This is a genomic window from Treponema putidum (assembly GCF_024401155.1).
GTDB classification, from domain to species: Bacteria; Spirochaetota; Spirochaetia; order Treponematales; family Treponemataceae; genus Treponema_B; species Treponema_B putidum.
The window spans coordinates 933719-954052 of the sequence record NZ_CP038804.1; the positions used below are offsets into that span (position 1 = coordinate 933719).

Annotated in this window: 15 protein-coding genes; 10 read left to right on the forward strand and 5 right to left on the reverse strand. The window is 37.6% G+C overall.

The window, feature by feature from the left end:
* Nucleotides 1-13 precede the first annotated feature (13 nt).
* On the forward strand, nucleotides 14-616 hold the full coding sequence (locus tag E4N74_RS04440; RefSeq protein WP_255819067.1) for a CinA family protein: 603 nt from the start codon (nucleotides 14-16) through the stop codon (nucleotides 614-616).
* On the opposite strand, the gene E4N74_RS04445 is transcribed toward E4N74_RS04440, so the two are convergent.
* The 5 genes from E4N74_RS04445 to E4N74_RS04465 all read right to left on the reverse strand — a co-directional run bounded on the left by E4N74_RS04445 (nucleotide 600) and on the right by E4N74_RS04465 (nucleotide 5066).
* Nucleotides 600-1538 carry an NADase-type glycan-binding domain-containing protein gene (locus tag E4N74_RS04445; protein ID WP_255819068.1) on the reverse strand — a complete coding sequence of 313 codons (939 nt, stop codon included), beginning with the start codon at nucleotides 1536-1538 and terminating at the stop codon, nucleotides 600-602. The genes E4N74_RS04440 and E4N74_RS04445 overlap by 17 nt on opposite strands.
* On the reverse strand, nucleotides 1529-2095 hold the full coding sequence (locus E4N74_RS04450) for a hypothetical protein (protein WP_255806323.1): 567 nt from the start codon (nucleotides 2093-2095) through the stop codon (nucleotides 1529-1531). The genes E4N74_RS04445 and E4N74_RS04450 overlap by 10 nt, the downstream gene beginning before the upstream one ends.
* Before the next feature lie 45 nt (nucleotides 2096-2140).
* On the reverse strand, nucleotides 2141-2701 hold the full coding sequence (locus E4N74_RS04455) for a hypothetical protein (protein ID WP_255819069.1): 561 nt from the start codon (nucleotides 2699-2701) through the stop codon (nucleotides 2141-2143).
* A gap of 24 nt (nucleotides 2702-2725) precedes the next feature.
* Nucleotides 2726-3664, reverse strand: a complete 939-nt coding sequence (locus E4N74_RS04460; RefSeq protein WP_255819070.1) for an NADase-type glycan-binding domain-containing protein — start codon at nucleotides 3662-3664, stop codon at nucleotides 2726-2728.
* A gap of 85 nt (nucleotides 3665-3749) precedes the next feature.
* Nucleotides 3750-5066 carry a hypothetical protein gene (locus E4N74_RS04465; protein ID WP_255819071.1) on the reverse strand — a complete coding sequence of 439 codons (1317 nt, stop codon included), beginning with the start codon at nucleotides 5064-5066 and terminating at the stop codon, nucleotides 3750-3752.
* A gap of 219 nt (nucleotides 5067-5285) precedes the next feature.
* On the opposite strand from E4N74_RS04465, the gene gpmA reads away from it, so the two are divergent.
* The 9 genes from gpmA (at nucleotide 5286) to aroA (ending at nucleotide 20306) form a co-directional block, all read left to right on the forward strand.
* Nucleotides 5286-6029: a 2,3-diphosphoglycerate-dependent phosphoglycerate mutase gene (gene gpmA, locus E4N74_RS04470; RefSeq protein ID WP_002678467.1), complete on the forward strand. Its 744-nt coding sequence runs from the start codon at nucleotides 5286-5288 to the stop codon at nucleotides 6027-6029.
* 13 nt (nucleotides 6030-6042) lie between these two features.
* Complete coding sequence (locus tag E4N74_RS04475; RefSeq protein ID WP_255806326.1) at nucleotides 6043-7524, forward strand: M81 family metallopeptidase; 1482 nt, start codon at nucleotides 6043-6045, stop codon at nucleotides 7522-7524.
* 19 nt (nucleotides 7525-7543) lie between these two features.
* Nucleotides 7544-12049, forward strand: a complete 4506-nt coding sequence (locus tag E4N74_RS04480; protein WP_255806327.1) for an acyl-CoA dehydratase activase-related protein — start codon at nucleotides 7544-7546, stop codon at nucleotides 12047-12049.
* 142 nt (nucleotides 12050-12191) lie between these two features.
* Nucleotides 12192-12992 carry a hypothetical protein gene (locus E4N74_RS04485; RefSeq protein ID WP_255819072.1) on the forward strand — a complete coding sequence of 267 codons (801 nt, stop codon included), beginning with the start codon at nucleotides 12192-12194 and terminating at the stop codon, nucleotides 12990-12992.
* 350 nt (nucleotides 12993-13342) lie between these two features.
* Nucleotides 13343-13927, forward strand: a complete 585-nt coding sequence (locus E4N74_RS04490) for a hypothetical protein (protein WP_044979249.1) — start codon at nucleotides 13343-13345, stop codon at nucleotides 13925-13927.
* A gap of 223 nt (nucleotides 13928-14150) precedes the next feature.
* A complete protein-coding gene (locus E4N74_RS04495; protein ID WP_255806328.1) occupies nucleotides 14151-14909 on the forward strand; it encodes an ABC transporter ATP-binding protein in 759 nt (252 codons plus the stop codon).
* Between the two features lie 13 nt (nucleotides 14910-14922).
* On the forward strand, nucleotides 14923-16623 hold the full coding sequence (locus tag E4N74_RS04500; RefSeq protein ID WP_145475190.1) for a hypothetical protein: 1701 nt from the start codon (nucleotides 14923-14925) through the stop codon (nucleotides 16621-16623).
* A gap of 48 nt (nucleotides 16624-16671) precedes the next feature.
* The gene (locus E4N74_RS04505; RefSeq protein WP_255819073.1) at nucleotides 16672-18951 is read left to right on the forward strand and encodes a tetratricopeptide repeat protein; all 2280 of its coding nucleotides are present in this window, start codon (nucleotides 16672-16674) and stop codon (nucleotides 18949-18951) included.
* Nucleotides 18948-20306: a 3-phosphoshikimate 1-carboxyvinyltransferase gene (gene aroA, locus E4N74_RS04510; RefSeq protein ID WP_255806330.1), complete on the forward strand. Its 1359-nt coding sequence runs from the start codon at nucleotides 18948-18950 to the stop codon at nucleotides 20304-20306. The genes E4N74_RS04505 and aroA overlap by 4 nt, the downstream gene beginning before the upstream one ends.
* The last annotated feature ends 28 nt before the right edge of the window (nucleotides 20307-20334 follow it).

Genomic DNA, 20334 nt, shown 5'->3' on the forward strand with positions numbered 1-20334 from the left:
TATAGGAATTTTAGTGATTGATTTTGAGCTTATAAAAAAAGTTTTTCTTCTTCTAAAAGAAAGAGGCATTAAGCTTATAACTGCCGAATCCTTGACCGGAGGCTTGATAGCTTCCGAGTTTACAAAAATACCCGGTGCTTCGGAAGTGCTTTGGGGCGGTTATGTTGTGTATACAGCCGAGGCTAAAATCTCACTTTTAAATATAGAGCCTGAACTGATAGACTCTTTCGGAGTGGTGAGCCCGCAAACAGTAGAAGCTATGGCTTTCGGTGCCGTTAGAAATTTCTTTGATGTTTCTTGTGCTTCTGAACCTGCTGTTTCTATTGCGGTAAGCGGAGTTGCCGGCCCTTCAAGCCTTGAAGGAAACCCTCCCGGAACGGTATGTATTTCGTCCGCTTTTTTTTGTCCTGTACCTTCTGATTTTAAAAAATTACATGATTCAAAAGCTTTAAAAAAAGAAGCTCTCGTTTTTAAAACTCACACTTATCGATTTTCAGGTTCAAGAGATGAGGTGAGAGAGCAAACTTTAAATAAAGCTTTTTTACATGTTTTATCTTTAACGGAAAGAACGGTAGCTCCGATTAGGAACTGCCGTGATTTTATTCATAAGGAATAACTTCTGTTCTCCACAAAATCATAAAATGAATGGCTGTGTCTTGGTATTTTGTACCTTTGTACACATCCAATATTGTTACCTTAACATCTTCTTGTCTGTATAGAAAACTTATATCTACAGTTTGCGGATGGGGCGTATCCTTTATTATAAATTCTTTTTTCTTACCGCTTATAACACCTTCAACCAATATCTTTTTAATTCTTCCGTTTTCATCATAAAGTTTAGGATTTGAAGCTGAAATATAGCCGTTCATCAAGAGTATGTATTTATCGTCATTGTTCCTCTGTGTTTTTATAACAAAGGACTCTCCTATACCCCAGCCGTCTACGCCTTCTACCCAAGGGCTGTCTTGTCTCATGTAGCATAGATTTTCTATTCCGTACTCTCTTTTCCCTTCTTTTGTTTCTTCAATGAAATGTGAACTTTCATTTGTATACTTGAAATAAGGTGTTTCTCCTGTTCCTCCAGTAGGAAATCTTGTAAAAAAGCCTTCTGCTTTTTCACCCTTGCGTGCAGGCAGCATACCGAGGCCTATAACGGCATCCTCGTTTTCTCCCCAAGCTTTTTTTGCCAAGCCCGTTAAAAGCATGAATTTATTGCCTAAATATTCTTTTGATTTTGGATCAAGGTTTGCATATAGGTCTTCAGGCATATCGGCATCCAATTCAAATAGGGGAAAGCTGCCTATGTACTTTTTTTTGTAAGTATAGAGCTTTTTTACCTCTTCTTCTTTAGCATTATACCAGCTTATTTCGATCTTATTTCCTTTTTGGAATTCGATAAAATAAGCAAGCGGAGGTCCGCCGGTATATCCGAAGCCTGCCAAATCAAAGTTTTGCCCTACGGCAAAACTACCCATAATTAAAAAAAGGCATAAGAATGAACTTTTTTTTAATAAATTGATTTTTCTTTTTAAAAACATTTTTTTCTCTCCTTATTTTTTTTATGTCCATAAAAAAGGCCTTTAACTATTCTATCACCACCCTTATTAGAAAACCAAATTTTGAGTTCCATATTGCCTGTGTTTTTATTAAGAAATATTATTTCTTCTATAGAGATATCACCAGTTATGCCCTCAATAACAATAAAGTCAAATTTCTTTTTTTCGATTTTTTTTCGAATCTCAGAATATGTATTACCCTGTTCTATAATAAGACCGTATACTTCAATCTTATTAAAGAAGTTGAAATACATAGATATGCCCTTAAAGCTACCATCATGATTAAGAGTCATAATAAGTCCATCATCCTCATATCCAATATCTAATCCGCCGGGATTGAGTTCATCATAGGTAGTTTTACCGAATTTTTCCTCGATATCCTCTTTAGTATATACCGCATTAAAGTCAATCTCTTTTCCGCGGAATATAATGGGGCTATCATCTATTTTAAATTCATGAACATCACTGGAATATATTTGTATTACGAAAATACAAAACAAAAAACAAATAAACATATTCTTTTTTATTTTTAATATCATTTTTTTTCTCCTTATTTTTTATTTCCTGTATTTAGATAGATACAATTATATCATATCCGGTTCGTAAATAATTTTTATAACTTTTTGTTTACCATTTGCAGAAAAAACAATGTTCATCTTAGTAAAAATTGTATTCACATTCACTAAAAAACAGGTTATCGTAAAAGTTTGTTTAGGTACTTCTGTTACAATAAATGGTATATTTTTGTTTTTTAGCTCATTTCGAATTTTTGAATAGGAATCGCCTTTTGATATCTTTAGTTTTTTTAATTCTATTTCATCAAAAAAGCTAAATTCAGCCAAAATACATTGAAGATAGTTACTTTCAAAATAAAATTTTATATTTTCTTTTTTGTAAAAAACAATCCATCCTTCTGAGTCTACATTTTCAATTCTATCCGATTTTCCGAATTTTTCTTCAAATTCCGAAACTGTATACGGGTTGGTGAATAACAATTCCTTTCCATGGAAGACTATAGGACCATCAGGTAGCTTTAGCACCTTATCTTCTGCAGCATTAAGAATTGCTGCAAAACTACCCATAATTAAAAAAAGACATAGGAATAAGCTTTTTTTAAATAAATTGATTTTACTTTTTAAAAACATTTCTTTCTCTCCTTGTAAAAGTTGTTATTCGTATGGAATAACTTCTGTTCTCCACAAAATCATAAAATGAATGGCTGTGTCTTCGTATTTTGTACCCTTGTATACATCCAATATTGTTACCTTAACATCTTCTTGTTTGGGTAAAAAACTTATGTCTATAGTTTGCGGGTGTGGTGTATCCTTTACGGTGAACTCTTTTTTCTTACCGCTTGTAACGCCCTCAACCATTATCTTTTTAATTCTTCCGTTTTCATCATAAAGTTTAGGATTCGAAGCGGAAATATAACCATTCATCAAGAGAATGTATTTATCGTCATTGTTCCTCTGTGTTTGTATAACAAAGGACTCTCCTATACCCCAGCCGTCTACACCTTCTACCCAAGGGGTGTCCTGTTCCATAATTGATAAATTTTCTATTTTATACTCTCTTTTTCCTTCTTTTGATTCTTCGACAAAATACGAACTTACATTTTCATAATTAAAACAAGGATATTCTCCTGTTCCTCCCATGGGAAATCTTGTAAAAAAGCCTGAAGCTTTTTTACCCTTGCGTGCTGGCAGCATACCCAGTCCTATAATACCGTCCTCGTTTTCTTTCCAAGCTTTTTTTGCCAATCCCGTTAAAAGCATAAATTTATTTCCGTAGTAATTTTTTGATTCGGGATTAAGTCCTGCATATAGGTCTTCAGGCATATCGGCATCCAATTCAAATAAGGGAAACCTACCTATATATTTTTTTTTGTAAGTGTAGAGCTTTTTTACTCTTTTCTGATTTGCATTGTACCAGCTTATTTCGATTTTGTTTCCTTTTTGGAATTCAATAAAATAGGGGCATGGTACCATACCTGTATATCCGAAGCCTGCCAAATCAAAGTTTTGTCCTACGGCAAAACTACCCATAATTAAAAAAAGACATAAAAATAAGCTTTTTTTAAATAAACCGATTTTACTTTTTAAAAACATTTTTTTTCTCCTCATAAAAGTTTTTAAGTAATTTTTTAGCCCGGACAGGTTTTTAACCTGTCCGGAGAATGTTGCTAGTAAATAATTATATATTTACATGCCGTTTAGATGTTATGGTAACGCTGATATTTTCGGGAGTGATTCCTGTCAGCATATTCATAAAATCATCATGTGTGGACTGTCCTCCTGTTATGGACGAAATACATCCTGCAGACCAAGGATTAATCCATATCCTATTTCCACCGTCTTCCGGTATAAAACCTTCTTTATATTCGGTAGCATGAAAAAGAAAGTACTTGGAATTTATATCATCCCTAATATTTTTAGGAATGTTTGAATCCTTAGTTTGCAGCCTCAACGTATTTGCAAATTTTATTGAATTATATGTACCATCTGCTTGCTCTGTCAGGTCTTCTGCCGTAAAATAATATTTACCGTCAGGTAAGGTCATACCACCTCGTTCATCGGCGAAGGCTTTACTTTCCGCATTAGCACCAACCATGTCCTGAATATTGCACTTTACAACCTGCCCGTTTGCTAACTTTACGGTTTCAATAGTCCGAACCGAATCGAATTCATTTCCGTAACCGTCATGCTCACGCTTAATTGAAATATCCATACCATCTACCTTAAAATCATTTTTTTCTATATAGTTACCTCTTTCATCGATAGCTACAATGGGGCTTGAATAATTTTTCATGTGGTTATATTTTCTAATAATGTCTCCCTTCATCCCCTTAGGTTCAAATTTAATAAAATCTTCAATATCCAATCTGGATAGCAAAGCTGCTTTTCCTCTTTCTCTTTGTGAAATAACAGAAGGCGGCCCTTCCTTAGTCTTACCAATATTATTGCTGTTTGAAGTAGGCGATTGGTCTGCTCCTGTATTTCCGCTATTAGAGCTTGAGTTAGATGAAGTTCCGGTCAAAGCAGTATTGCCGATTTCGGTATCCGAATTTCCGCTGCTTGAATGATGATGATGATGATCATCATCATCATAATAATTGTTGTGTCCGGAATCGTAGTCATTATAATCTTCATTATAATGGCTTCCGTTTCCACCATCACTGTTGCCGCTTCCGCTATTTGAAGGAGGAGCAGCTTCGTCTTCTGTATTTGAAAGATCAGTCTGATTTGTTCCTTCATCTACAGGTGCCGGTTCAGACGGAGCCGGACTCGTACCCGAATTAACCGGATCCTGAGTTGTGTTTCCCGGATCAGGTGTGGACGGTGCTGGTCCTGTGCCGGAATCATCGTTTCCTTCTTCGGGCACAACATGAGGATCATCGTGATTCGAATTGAATCCTAAACCTCTTGCAGACTTTACTACTGTTCCGGTTCCGAGACCGAAAACAGAATCATCACTTTCCATTAAGTGATTTGAATTTTTCCAATTTACCATAAATTTCTCCTTGTAAAAAATATTTTTTCCATGCATAGAAAATATGGAAGCGATTGGAAATCACTTATTTTTCCTCCTGCCTCCATTATATTATAGCTTTTAGTTAAAAACAATAGTACTTTTTGAAAATATTTTTTTTATTTTTTATCCAAGCTTATTTTTTCCTCTCTTGACACTATAACACCTATCGTATAATATTAACTTTAATTGGAGGACTATATGAAATTGGTTTTAGTCAGACACGGCGAAAGTGAATGGAATAAGCTTAATTTATTTACCGGATGGACGGATGTCGATTTGAGTGAAAAAGGTGTAGAAGAGGCAAAAGAGGGCGGAACCTACTTAAAAAAAGAAGGTTTTGACTTTGATATTTGCTATACCTCTTATTTAAAAAGGGCAATTCATACCCTCAATTATATTTTAAACGAGATGGATAGGGAATGGCTTCCCGTCATAAAGACTTGGAAACTGAATGAAAGGCATTACGGGGGCTTGCAGGGCCTAAACAAGGCGGAAACAGCCGAAAAATACGGAGAGGATCAGGTAAAAATTTGGCGCCGTTCCTTTGATATTGCTCCTCCCGTTTTGGAAGAAGGAGATAAGCGCTGTCCCTATTTGCAGGAACAGTACAGGGGTATTGAAAAATCAGAGCTCCCCTTAACCGAAAGTTTAAAAGATACCATCGCCAGAGCAGTTCCCTTTTTTGAAAAGACTATAAAACCTCAAATGCTCGAAGGAAAAAGGATCCTTATCACTGCCCACGGTAATTCCCTGAGAGCCTTGGTTAAATATTTTGAAAATTTAAGCGATGAAGAAATAATATCGGTAAATATTCCGACAGGCGTTCCCTTGGTTTACGAATTCGATAAAAATTTTAAGGTTCTTAGTAAACGCTACCTTGGAGATCAAGAAAAAATCAACGCTAAAATAAATGCAGTTGCAAATCAAGGAAAAAAGAAATAAGGTAAGAGCATAAATGAAGCGAATTTTAGTAGGATGCATAAATCATGAGTCAAACAGCTTTAACCCTATAATTACGGGAATTGAAGATTTTGTTATTTTTAGGGGAAAAGAAGTTTTAACAAAGGGCTTAAAACCATACTATTCTTCTACGGGAATTATTGAGACTATTCAAAAATGGGGCTGGGAGGTAGTACCTGCCGTAGTTGCAAGGGCTGTGCCTAACGGCTTGGTTGATTATAATCTATACACCGAACTTAAAAAAGATTTTTTAGCTTATATAGATAAGGCTCTTTTGGAGGCTCCTATTGACGGCATTTGTCTAGGTCTTCACGGCTCCTTAAAGGTTCAAAACATAGGGCCTGCCGAAGGCGATCTTTTAAAGGCCATCCGCGAAAAGCTTCCCCATATTCCTTTAACGACGGCTCTCGACATGCATGCTACGGTAACCGATGAGATGATTAAGTATTGTGACGGCATTGTAGGCTATAAAACAGCTCCTCATATTGACTGCTATGAAACCGGAGTTCATGCAGCTGAGCTTTTAAAAAAAGCTTTGGAGACTTCAAATAAACTTTGCATAGGAAGGGTAAAAATCCCAATGCTGGTAGCAGGCGAAAAAAGCGAAACTGCCGCAGAGCCTATGAAAAGCCTAATAGCCTCATGTGTTGAGGCCGAAAAAGAAAAAGACTTACTTGCAGCCTCAGTTCTTTTGGGCTTCCCATGGGCAGACAGTAAGGATAACGGCGTAACCATAGTAACGACTGCCTTAAACGATCAAGCCCTTGCAGATAGGGCGGCCTTAAAAATAGCTAAGGAATTTTGGGCAGAACGTCATAATTTTAAATTTAAGGTAGAGCATTATGATTCCTTTACTTCAATAAAAACGGCTATAGAATCTGTAATGCAAAATAAAGAATTCCCTGTTTTTGTTTCGGATTCGGGAGATAACCCTACAGCCGGTTCTACAGGAGATTCTACCGAGTGTTTTGAGGCTCTCTTAAAACAAAAAGAAGCTTTAAAAGCTCTTCCCACAAAGGTGCTTTATTCGGGTTTTTTTGATAAGGCTGCTGTAGAAAAATGCTTTGATGCAGGGGAGGGGGCTCCCCTGGAAATAACTATAGGCGGAACCTGGGATAAAATTAACGGCAAAAAAATTCCTTGTTCCGTGAAAGTCTTAAAACTTGTAAAAAACTACGGAGTTTATAATTCCCGTTTAGCCCTTGTCGAAATGGGGGACATAAGAATAGTTTTAACCTCAAATCACATAGGCTTTGGGGATGAAGAGCTTTTACCTGCCCTAGATGTAAAAGCTGAGGATTATTGTATCGTTATTGTAAAGCTCGGTTATTTGGAACCTTGCTTTCAATGTATAGCAAAGAGGGCAATATTGGCGGAATCTAAAGGATGCTCAAATGAGATTTTGGAAACATTAGACTATCCTCAAACTCCGCGTCCCATATATCCATTGGATAAGGACATGGATATAAAATTATAATTTAGAATCGGTTGGTGTTATGAATAAAGATAGAGTGCTGCGCTTCGGAATAGATGTAGGTTCTACAACTGTAAAAGTTGTTGTATTAGAGGATAACGGAACAATCCTGTTTAGTAAATATCAAAGGCACAGAGCCGATATAAGAACGACTATCATATCCGTGTGCGAACTTGCTGTTGAAGCTGTCGAAAAAGCATATGGTGAAGATGTAGAGCTTTCCCTAATCGTAACCGGCTCCGGAGGTCTTGCAGTCTCTCACTGGCTTAACATTCCATTTATTCAAGAAGTGGTAGCCTCCACTGCTGCTGTCCGTAAATTAATTCCTCAAACCGATGTTATAATAGAATTAGGCGGTGAGGATGCAAAAATTACTTATTTTGAGCACGCGAATATCGAACAAAGAATGAACGGTACCTGTGCTGGCGGTACCGGCTCCTTTATAGACCAGATGGCCGCCCTCTTGGAAACCGATGCGCTAGGTTTAAACGAACTTGCAAGAAATGCTCAAACCATCTACCCTATAGCCGCCCGCTGTGGAGTTTTTGCCAAAACGGATGTTCAGCCCCTTATAAACGAGGGAGCAAAAAGGGAAGATATAGCAGCAAGTATATTTCAGGCTGTTGTAAGCCAGACTATTTCGGGCCTTGCCTGCGGTAAACCAATTCGCGGAAAGGTTGCCTTTTTAGGCGGCCCCTTGCACTTTTTAGACCAGCTAAGGCATAGATTTATCGAAACCTTAAAACTTAAAGATGACGAAATTATCACGCCTGAAAATTCCGAGCTCTTTGTAGCCATGGGAGCGGCCTTAAGTGCTGCAGGGGCGGGTAATCTGCCTAAGGCTTCAAGTTCTCCCTTTCAGCCGACGGTTCCATTGGATCTAAAAAAGGCTCAATTTAAAACCTCCTTAAAAAAAGAAGAAAACAAAGCGCCTCTTATTTTTGAAGAAGAGCCTGCTGCAATCAAACCTCATTTTATAAAACTTTCTCAATTTAAAAAAGATATTTATAAGATAGCATCTTCAGAAATGCCTGAGGTGCAGCGCCTTCCGCCCCTTTTTAAAGATGAAGAAGAACTTGAAAGTTTTAGAATAAGGCATGCAAAGGAGATGGCTCCTTCAGGCGATATTTTTACGGCCGAAGGACCCGTATTTTTAGGACTTGATGCGGGCTCAACTACAACCAAAGCCGTTTTAATAGACGATAACGGAAAAATCCTCTGGCGTTTTTATGATGTAAATGCAGGAAATCCCGTCGAACTTGCAGTAAAGGTTTTAAAAGACCTGTATAAAATGCTCCCTCCGAAGGCCTACATAGCCCGCTCGGTTTCTACCGGATATGGAGAAAGCCTTTTTCAGGCTGCTTTAGGCGTGGATGCCGGCGAGGTTGAAACCATAGCCCATTACCGTGCCGCCGAATTCTTTTTGCCCGGGGTGGATTTCCTTTTGGATATAGGCGGACAGGATATGAAATGCCTCCGCATGAAAAACGGAGCGATAAGTTCTATTCAGTTAAATGAGGCCTGCTCATCAGGCTGCGGAAGCTTTTTGGATAATTTTGCCCGCTCTCTTGGAATGAATATAAGCGAATTTGCAAATAAAGCTCTTCTTGCCGAAAAACCGGTAGACCTCGGTACAAGGTGTACGGTCTTTATGAATAGCCGCGTTAAACAGGCTCAAAAAGAAGGCGCCTCCGTAGGAGACATTTCTTCGGGCCTTTCATATTCAGTTATAAAGAATGCCCTTTTTAAGGTTATTAAATTGCGCGATGCCTCCGAAGTAGGAAGCAAGGTAATAGTGCAAGGCGGAACATTTAATAATGATGCGGTTTTGCGTGCCTTTGAACTTGTTTCAGGAAGGCAGGCTGTCCGCCCCGATGTTGCAGGTCTTATGGGAGCTTACGGAGCTGCCTTAATTGCAAAAGACCAATGGCATGACCTTGAAGAAGAAAATCTTTCCGAAGGCAAAATAAGATCAAACATTGCCGATATTGAAGGTTTGGAAAATTTTAAGGTAAAGCTTGATTTATTGCGTTGTCCCAAATGTCCCAATAACTGCCTTTTGACGGTAAATACCTTTGACATATCCGGAGTAAAGCGCCGTTTTATTACAGGAAACAGGTGTGAAAGGGGAGCCGAGCTTGATAAAAACAGCGGAATTGAAGAATGTTCATCCCCTGCTTCCGTTAAAGATAAAGAGACGGTAAACAAAAAGGATATCCCGAATCTTTTTGACTGGAAGTATAAAAGGCTTTTTAAATATAAACCCCTTCCTAAAAATGAAGCACCTAGAGGCGAGATAGGAATTCCTAGGGTTTTAAATATGTATGAAAACTATCCCTTCTGGTTTACCTTTTTTACGGAACTGGGCTTTTCGGTTAGAATTTCTCCGCGCTCCACGCGGGGAACTTACGAGATGGGGCTTGAATCCATTCCTTCCGAATCGGTTTGTTATCCTGCAAAGATTGCCCACGGCCATATCGAAGCCCTCTTAAAGTTGGGAGTAAAAAATATTTTTTACCCCTGTATCCCGTACGAAAAAAAAGAAGATGATGGGGCAGGAAACCATTATAATTGTCCCATTGTTACAAGCTATCCAGAAGTTCTAAAAAACAATATCGATGTTCTCAGGCAGGACGCTAATATAATTTATCTAAATCCTTTTTTACCGTATTACGATAAACACCGTTTAATAGACCGTCTTTATGAAGAATTGGGTACAAAGTTTTCGATAAGTTTGGAAGCTATAAGAAATGCCGTTAATACTGCTTGGGCAGAAGAAAATAATTTTAAAAAAGAAACGGAAGAAAAGGGCGAAGAGGTCTTGCGGTTAATAAAGGAAAAAAATATTAAAGGCATTGTGCTCGCAGGCCGCCCTTATCACCTTGACCCTGAAATTAACCACGGCATTCCTGAGATGCTAACCGGCCTCGGTCTTGCTGTTTTGACGGAGGATTCAGTGGCTCACTTGGGAAAGATAGAACGCCCCTTGCGAGTTGTAGACCAGTGGACCTATCACAACCGCTTATACAGAGCAGGAAATTTTACCTCAACTCAAGATAATTTGGAATTTATACAGCTTACCAGTTTCGGCTGCGGCTTGGATGCGGTAACGGCCGATCAAGTGCAGGAAATAATAGAATCTAAGGGAAAAATGTATACCCTCATAAAAATAGATGAGGGCTCTAATTTGGGGGCCGTAAGAATAAGGGTAAGAAGCCTTTTAGCTGCCGTAAAGGAAAGAAAAAGAAGCCGGCTTATTTTGAGTAAAAAATCGGCTGCCTATGACCGAATTGTTTTTTCAAAAGAGATGGAAAAACGTTATACAATCTTAGCCCCTCAAATGTCTCCTATTCATTTTGACCTTATAGGGGCAGCGATTTCTCATTCCGGTTATAACCTTGAAATCCTTACTGAAATCGATAAAAATGCCGTCGAATACGGCTTAAAATATATAAATAATGATGCCTGCTATCCTGCCATAATAGTTGCAGGTCAAATGATATCTGCCCTAAAATCAGGCCGTTATGATTTACGCACTACAGCCTTAGCTATAACCCAAACCGGAGGAGGCTGCCGTGCAACAAATTACATAGGTTTTATAAGGCGCGCTCTTATAGATGCAGGCTTGGGCTTTGTTCCCGTAATAGGCATCAGTGCCCAGTCCATCGAAAAAAATCCCGGCTTTAAATTAAAACTTCCAGTTTTGCATAGGGTGGCTCAAGCTATGTGCCTTGGCGACCTTTTAATGAGGGTTCTTTACCGTACACGTCCCTACGAAAAAGTTCCCGGTTCTGCAAACGAAATATATAAAAAATATGCCGTCCTTATCAAGGATGCTCTAAAAAAAATGACAGCCGGAAAATATAAGGAAATAATCAGGGGCATTGTAAAAGAATTCGATAACCTGCCCTTAAAAAATATCCGAAAACCTCGTGTAGGTGTAGTAGGGGAAATATTGGTTAAGTTTCATCCTGCCGCAAATAATGATATTTTCAGTACCATTGAAAGGGAAGGAGCGGAATGTGTTGTTCCAGACTTATTGGATTTTTTCCTTTATTCTACGGTTTCGGGTATCTATAAAAATACCTATCTTGATTACTCGTTTAAAAAACGCCTCATTGCAAAGCTCAGCATCTGGGTGATTGAACGGTACAGAAAACCTATAAAAAAAGCTTTAAATAAAAGTAAACGGTTTACCTCTCCTGAGAGCATATATAGATTGGCCGATTCGGTTGACGGAATTTTACAGCTTGGAAATGTTACCGGTGAAGGCTGGTTTTTAACTGCCGAAATGATAGAACTCATTCATTCAGGCGTTTCAAACATTGCCTGTGTTCAGCCCTTTGCCTGTCTTCCAAATCATGTAACAGGAAAAGGAATGATAAAAGAATTGCGCCGCCGCTACCCGGAGGCAAATATCTCGGCCATCGACTTTGACCCGGGTGCCAGCGAAGTAAACCAGCTCAACCGCTTAAAACTCCTCCTGGCCAACGCAAAACCCGGCCTTCACCCCGATGAAGCAAAGTGAGGAGGAGAAAGTGTTAAATACCTTGCTCCTTTTACTTGATAAAATAAGATAAATTGAGTATTATTATAATTATTGATAAGGATGTGTGATAAACAGTTCGGCACAAATGGTGCCTCACTGTTTATCTTATGGGAGAAATAAAATGAAAAATAGAAATTTTACAATTGCGGCAGCCGCAGCTATTATTGGGATGGCTTTGATTTGTACAGCCTGTCAATTTGACGGACAAAAAATTGTAGATCAGTTTCTTTTAGGTTCTTACGGAACATATAAATGGGATGGAGATAAACTGACCATCTCCAGCACTGAAAGTAACTTTAAAACGCACTTTGCAGGATCGGGCGTAGATAAAGTTACTCTTACAAAAGAAAAGGTAAACGCCTGCGACTATCTTACAAGCGGGACACATTATCTTGACGCAAAAGATATGGGCGGTGATGTTTGGCAGGGAATTTTTTATTTAAACGGGATGGGCTTCCGCACAATTAAAATTACGCTCAAAAGCGGCGGCATTTGTGAGATTCAGCCCGGATTATCGGTTGAAGAAGGTATTAAATTTCCTGAAGATTTAAAGATAACAGGAACCTTGAAATTAAATGGTGTAAATATATTGCCGAAAGAAGATGAACTTTCTACTACCGGTATGCCGACATACACCAAGCAGTTTTTTGCCGCCGTAAAATCAGGCTCGTTAAAAACGCAATGGGTAGGAAAAGAAGTTGAAACTTTCACAGGCCGCCATGAAAGTTCGGAAACCAATTTAGGAATCACAACAACTACGGAAACATGGAAAGGCTCATCGCAGCTTTTTAAAACAAAAGCCGACGAAGTCTACTATAAGAAAGTTTATAAAGTTGACGGTTCAGGTCATTTTATGCCCGATCCTAATAACTTTTTTGAAATCTATATTCCGAAAGGTACAGCACTGAAGCCCAATCTTTAATTAATGGGTGTTTAATCTATGTTTTAAGGGAAGGGAAATATCTTTCCTCTTTTTTCCCTCTAAAATTATATGATAAATAATATTAAAAAGAAATGGCCGTTTTTTTTGGTATTTGTCATAGTGTTAGCAGTAACATCATGGTTGTTATATACTCAAATTATTGATTTATATAAATTTAACCTCGATATAAAATTGATTTTAAAACAAAATCAAAGAGTTGAAGCCGTTGTTATTAAAAAACATTACATACGATTTTCTCCCTTATTGACATCAAACCTTTTATTTTAGTATAATTCACGACTATTAAGGTATAAAAGGCTATTTAAAAGAATAACCATAAGGAGTTTGCTTTGACAAGAGATTTAGGAGTATTAAAAGGAATTTATCTTGCTCCTTACATGCAGGTTGCTACAGTCTTAATCGGAAAGGCCCGTCATGCAGGAGGTAATATGTTCCGGCATCAGGTGGATACTATGGCTATTCTTATAGACTACGGGTACATCGACAGCGTTCTTTTAAAGGCTTCTCTAATCCATGATGTCATTGAAGATATCGAAGATTTTAATGTAAATGAAATTTTAAACATAGATTCGGAATCGGGACAGGTTTATGAACTTGTTTTGGAAGTTACAAAGAAAAAAGGACAAGAAAAGACCGAGTACCTAAAAAATATAATAAAAAACGGGTCTGAAAAGGCTAAAATTTTAAAATGTGCCGACAGAATAAGCAATATGATAAGTTTGGGTTTTGTAACGGATCCCGAATTTATTGAACGCTATTGTAATGAAACCGAGCTCTATATTTTTCCTATCGCTCTTGAGGTTAATTTTGAAATGTATAAGGAACTTATGGCCTTGGTCGTTTCGCGCAGACAATATTTAGTTGAATGCGGCTATCTTGAAGAAAGTATAAAAAAAATGCGCCAGGCACGGTAAAGGGAGTTATGATAAACATTTCGGCAGAAATTCAGCCCCACTGCTTATTTTATTAAAGGGAGGTGTGATAAACAGTTCGGCACAAATACTGCCTCACTGTTTATCTGCCGAGTTTGCCTTTCGGCAAACGTCGTGTTATTGTATGCGGTTTGCAAGCAAACCGCTTGAAAAAACTTTTTTCGCAAATTGCTATTTGCTGCAAAAAGTTTTTATGGGAGTATTTATGATTGAAATTTCAAATGTATCAAAGGCCTACGGTTCTTCTAAGACAAAGGCTGTAGACGGCATTTCGGTGAATGTACGAAACGGTGAAATCTTCGGCTTTTTAGGGCCTAACGGAGCCGGAAAAACAACTACAATTAAAATGATAACCGGTGTTCTTAATCCTGATTCAGGGGCGATAATCGTTGACGGTGTAAACATAGCCGAAGACCCTATGGAAGCAAAAAGAAGAATAGGCTATGTTACCGATAACCCCGAGCTTTTTTCGCAACTGAAGGCTGTTGAATATTTAAATTTCATAGGGGATGTTTATGCCGTTCCTACTGATTTGAGACGGGAAAAAATTGAGCGTTATACCAAGCTCTTCGGCATAAATGATGCTTTAAACGGGAGCATAGGAAGTTTTTCTCACGGAATGAAGCAAAAACTTTTGGTTACCGGAAGTCTCTTATCTGACCCTTCCGTTTGGATTTTAGATGAACCCATGGTAGGTTTGGACCCTAAATCGGCTTTTTCCTTAAAGGAAATTATGAGAGAAAGAGCCGATGCCGGAAAGGTTGTTTTCTTTTCTACACATGTTATGGAAGTGGCCGAAAAACTTTGCGATAGGCTTGCAATTATAAATGCCGGTAAAATTATGTTTGCAGGTTCTTTACAGGAGCTGAGGGAAAAAAGAGGAGAAAACGCTTCTCTTGAAAAGCTCTTTTTGGAGCTCGTTGATGATAAACCTTCTTCTAGTTTTGAAAACGGAGAAGTTTAAGAGAGTTAAAAATATGAAAGTTTTTTTTAGATTGGTTAAAATTTATTTGGCTTCGGTTTTTAACTTTAAGAATTTTAGAGCCCAAATTAAAAAAAGAAAAAAAAAGGGTGATCAAACCGTAACAAGAAATTCCAAGGTTAAAATATTTGGCATGGCAATTCTGTTTTTATTTGTCTTTGCAGAATTTTTATTTATTTTCGGGTTTTTGATTTTCGGTCTATACGGAACGGCAAAGGCCGTAAACAATATAAGTATTCTTTTTGAAGTAACGGCTGTTCTGATTTCTTTTATGAGCCTTTTGTTCGGCTTTATGCTTACTATTTCTACTTACTATATCGGCGAAATTGAAGAACAGTTTTTGTCCATGCCCATCAGGCCCCGCACCTTGTTTGCATCAAAATTTTTTGCAAATAGCGTTAATTCGCTTATTACCTCTTTTGCCTTTTTTGCGGTTTTGATGGGAATTTACGGGTATATGGAATCTCCGCCTTTTATGTTTTATGCATCGGCCGTCATCTGCGCCCTTGTGATTCCTCTGCCGATGATTTCAGTCTGTTATTTTTTTAATATCCTGATTATGCGCTTTACTCGAGTTTTTAAAAATAAAAACGTCATTATGGCTTTAAACGGAATTGTAGGTATGGCTCTTGCTCTGGGTTTTAATTATATAATCCAATCTGCTTCCGGTTCCGATCCTGAGGCTCTTTACAAAATGGTTGAATCCAATGCTTCAGCCTTTCAAACCTACGGCTCATACTATCCTCCGATAAAACTTGTGGGTTATATTTTAAGTGAGCCTTCTTCCGGTTTAAGTTTTTTATATATCTTATTGCTGGTTGGTTTTTGTGCACTTCTTCCGGCCTTGGTTATAGGATTTATGTCAAAACTTTATACCGGCAGCTTAATAGGTTTTAATGAAAGAAGTATAAAAAAACTTGAAGCAAAACAGGTTTCGTCTTTTTTACATAAAAATATAAAAAAATCTTCTCCCTTTATCGCTTACGTAAAAAGAGAATTTAAAATGATGAACCGCACTCCGATTTATCTTTTAAACGGCCCTTTTTCTATTATACTTATGCCCATATTGCTTATTGTTATAAGCATTGCAAAGGGATTAAATCTTAATAATATTCCGCCCCATATAATTGATTTTATGCATGGAAATGCGGGCTTTGTAATTACGGGTATTGCATCAGGATTTTTAGGTTCAATGACTAATATTGCGGATACGGCCCTTTCCAGGGATGCTAAATTTATTCCTTTTGTTAAAAGCTTACCGATTGATGCTGCAGCTTATATGTATGCTAAATTAGCCCATGCCATGATTTTTGCCCTTTTTGCGATAGTAATAGGGGTGGGCTTTGCAGGTTTTGTATTTAACTTCGGTCTTCTTCATATAATTTTAGCATCTCTAGTGGCTCTTTGTTTTTCGGCCTTTGTAAACCTTGTTTCTTTATTTTTAGACACGGCTCATCCTAAACTTAATTGGGATAATCCTGTTGCAGCAATGAAGCAAAATATGAACGTGCTTTTTATCATGTTTTTTAATATGATTATTTTAGTTCTTTCTGCTGTTGTAGTATTTTTCAGCATGAATTCTTATCTTTGGGTTATTTTAATATATTTTTGCGGTATTCCTGCAGCCTTGTTTGCAATATTGATTAAACCGTATGGAATTTATGCAGAAAAGAAAATAGCAAGTATTGAATTATAATTACCTGCTAGACTAAAATACGTTTTTTTTGTAATCTTTTAAAATATTATGGAAAAACTTAAATTATATGTTTCTTATTTTAAGAACAAGATTCTAAAAAAATATGAATCTAAAAAAGCTCAACCGATAGATAATGAAGAAATCAAAGAAGAAATATGGGAAGCCGATTTTTCTAAAAAAGAAAAAGCCCGTTTTATTGAAGAAACCGGAGACGGTTATCAGTCCTTATTTGAAAAAAATCTTGACGATAAACATTCCTACTCTCTGGAATTAAAACGCAAGCATCTTTATGCCTGGGTCCTAAATCCCGTATTTCGATATAAGGACTTTGTGCTTGATGCCGAAATTGAGCTGCCTGTTTTTACTGATAATTTCTTTCCTGAAGAAAATACAAGTGCAGGCTATTGTGCGGCGGGTTTTGTATTTAGGCACATAAGCGATAAGGCTTTTTATTCCCTTCTTATTTCAGACAAAGGATTGATAAGGCTTGAGGCTGTTGTTAATTCTACACCTATGCCCATTCTAGGCTGGACAAAACCTTTGACCGATATTGATAGTTCAAAATTTAAAATAAAACTGATTTGTGCAGGGACAAGTATAACTGTGCTTGTAAACAATACTTGGTTAGGCAAATTTGAATCCGATATTGTTCAAGCTGCAGGAAAAATAGGTTTTGCAGGACAAAACTGGGAATCTTATCCAAAGATAAAATTCTACTTAAATGAATTTAAAATTATTTCTCAACCCTTTCTTGTAGAAAATACCGATTCTGCGGCTAATAATCCCGATGCCATTTCCCCCGAAGCCTATATCAACCTGGCTTCTACATATTATGCAATGGGGCAATATGTTGCGGCTATTTACCAAATAAAACAAGCATGGAAACTCCGTGAGCCTATTATTCAAGATCATATTTTGGCCGGAAGAATATATTTTGCACAGCATCTAAATGACGAGGCTGAAAAAGAATTTTTAGATGCCCTAGATATTGAACATGATAATTATGAAATAATGGCTGAACTTGCAGGCCTGTATTATCAATCCGGCGATATGAAAAAACTGGGCTCTCTTTTAAGAGGCATCCCAAAAGATGAAATTGAAAAGTCGGTCTTGCTTTGTTCTTTGCAGGGACATTTTTTAAATTCTCAAGGAGAACATGAAAAATCAGCCGCCTTTTATGCAAGGGCTTTTGAGCTAAAGCCGGATCAAGGCTTACTAAAGTATAATGAAGCAAACGAGCTCAATCTTGCGGGAAAAAAAAGTGAGGCGATTGACGCTTATGCTGAAGCCGGAAAAATCTTTTTGGCTTCTGAAGAATATAACGAAATGGCCGACGTAATAAATGCTCTTGAACGGATTGCCCCGGATGATGAGCGTACTTGGGCTTTAAGCGGTAAATTCTATTATGCTATCGATAACAAGTGGGAAGCTAAACTTAATTTTAAAAAACTATGCGACGCAAAGACAAGTGATTCTACAATATGGTATTTGTACGGTCTTCTCATTCATGATGAAGACCCTGAAGAAGCTGTCAAGTTTTTTAAAAAGGCTTGTAAGTTGGGACCCGAACACGGCCTTTATCATTTCCGCTTGGCTGAAGCCTTGTACCTTACAGGGGAAGACTGTTCTGTTCCTCTTTCAAAGGCCGAAGCTCTTGAACCTGATAATGGCTGGGTTTTTAATTTAAAAGCTCTTTGTGCGATTGACGAAGATGCCTTTTTTGATGCTCAGATAGAAATCGAAAAAGCCCGTAAGATGCTTCCCGATGAGATAGTCATTTTGGAAAACTATGTAGAGGTTATGCGCCTTCAAGGCCGCTTAAAGGAATGTGCCCCTCTTTTTGACATTGAGGCAGGAACGGCGGATTTGGCAGCTGAAAGAAATAGGGCTGAGGCTTTTCATATTTATGCAAATGCTTTATTCTTTGACGAGCAATATGATGAGGCAGATATTTGGTATCAAAAAGCCTTAAAGCTTCATCCTACAGATCCGGTTCTTTTAACCGACAAAGCGGAAAACTCCATAAAGATAGGCTATCTAAACGATGCCGACGGCCTTTTGGTTAAGGCTATGGATATTGAACCTACGGAAAGAATATATAGGCTTATTGCTCTTCTTGCAATAAAAAAAGGCGACCATGCCCGTGCCGAAGTTACATTGAGAAAGGCCATCGAAGAATTCGGTGAAAGTGATGAGCTTTTGTTTGATCTTACAAACCTTTATATCCAAACAAACCGGAAAGAAAAGGCCAAGGAAACATTAAAGCTCTTAGCGGATTGCGAAGATCAAGAACGCCTAAAGGAACTCAAAGCTCTTTTAAAAAAATGATTTTAAAGATTAAAAAATCAAAACCTATATCTCCCTTGTCCATTGAGGTGCCTCCTTCAAAGAGTCATTCGATGAGGGCCATTGTTTTAGCATCTATGGCTGAAGCTCCTTCCGAAATAAAAAATCTTTTAATTAGCGGAGACACTAAAACGGCTATATCGGTATTTGAGTCCTTAGGTGTAAAATTTAAGATTGAGTGTAAAACAATATCTTCTGCAGATGTTATTGTTTTCCCTCCGAAAGAAGGCTTAAAAAAACGAATTGAAAAACAAAAGTCTATTAAAATAGATGCAGGAAATTCCGGCACTCTTTTTTATTTTTTAGGTTCTCTTCTTTCCTTAACGGCTTCCGATTTTGTTTTGACCGGGGATTCATCGATTTTAAGGAGGCCTATAAAACCCTTAATCGAAATTTATGAGGGTCTCGGTATAAAATACGAATTTCTTGACAAGTCTGAAAAACCGCCTCTTAGGGTTTTTAGCCATGAAAATTCACCTAAGAATTTTGAAGAAAAAAAACTTTATCTTGAAGGGGCTTTTTCTCAGGTTGTAAGCGGCCTCTTGCTTGCAGCAGGTTTAATTGATTTTCCACTGCAAATAAATTTAAAAAGAGCAGGGGAGCTTCCATACTTAAAAATGACCCTTCATTGGCTTAAAAATTGCGGTATTGAATTAGACGTTTCGGATGATTTTAAAACTTTTAAAATTAGAGGAAGGCAAAAAATTTCTTCTTTCTCGGCAAGCATTCCTGCCGATTGGTCAAGTGCGGCTTTCCCAATTGCTCTCTCGCTTATTACATCTTCTGCTATCAGCATAAAGAACATAGATATAAATGATGTTCAAGGAGATGCCCGTATAGTCAAAATTTTAAAAGAGATGAATGCGGATATTCATTTTGATGATAAAAATAAAATTCTTCAAATATTTCCTTCAAGTTTAAGGGGAGGAGAATTTGATTGTTCCGATACTCCGGATGCGGTTCCGGCTCTTTCCGCAATTGCTTGTTTTGCAAATGGTGAAACCGTTTTAAAAAATATAGAAATCTGCCGGTACAAAGAGTGTGATAGACTTTTTGCAATTTCCTCAGAACTAAAAAAACTTGGAGCCGATATTGTAGAGGGCAGGGATTTTTTAATTGTTCGCGGAACAGGAGGAAAAGACCTAAGACCTGCTAAAGTTTATTCCCATGGAGATCACCGAATAGCTATGATGCTTATGGTTATGGGAGCGGGTATCGATAATAAAGATGATTCGGATTTTATCCTTCAAGATGCCGAGTGTTTTGATATAAGTTATCCGTCTTTTTTAGATGAGCTTAAAAATATGGGACTCAGTATTACTTCGTATGATTTATAGAAATTACTTAAAATGCTTTCGATTAAAA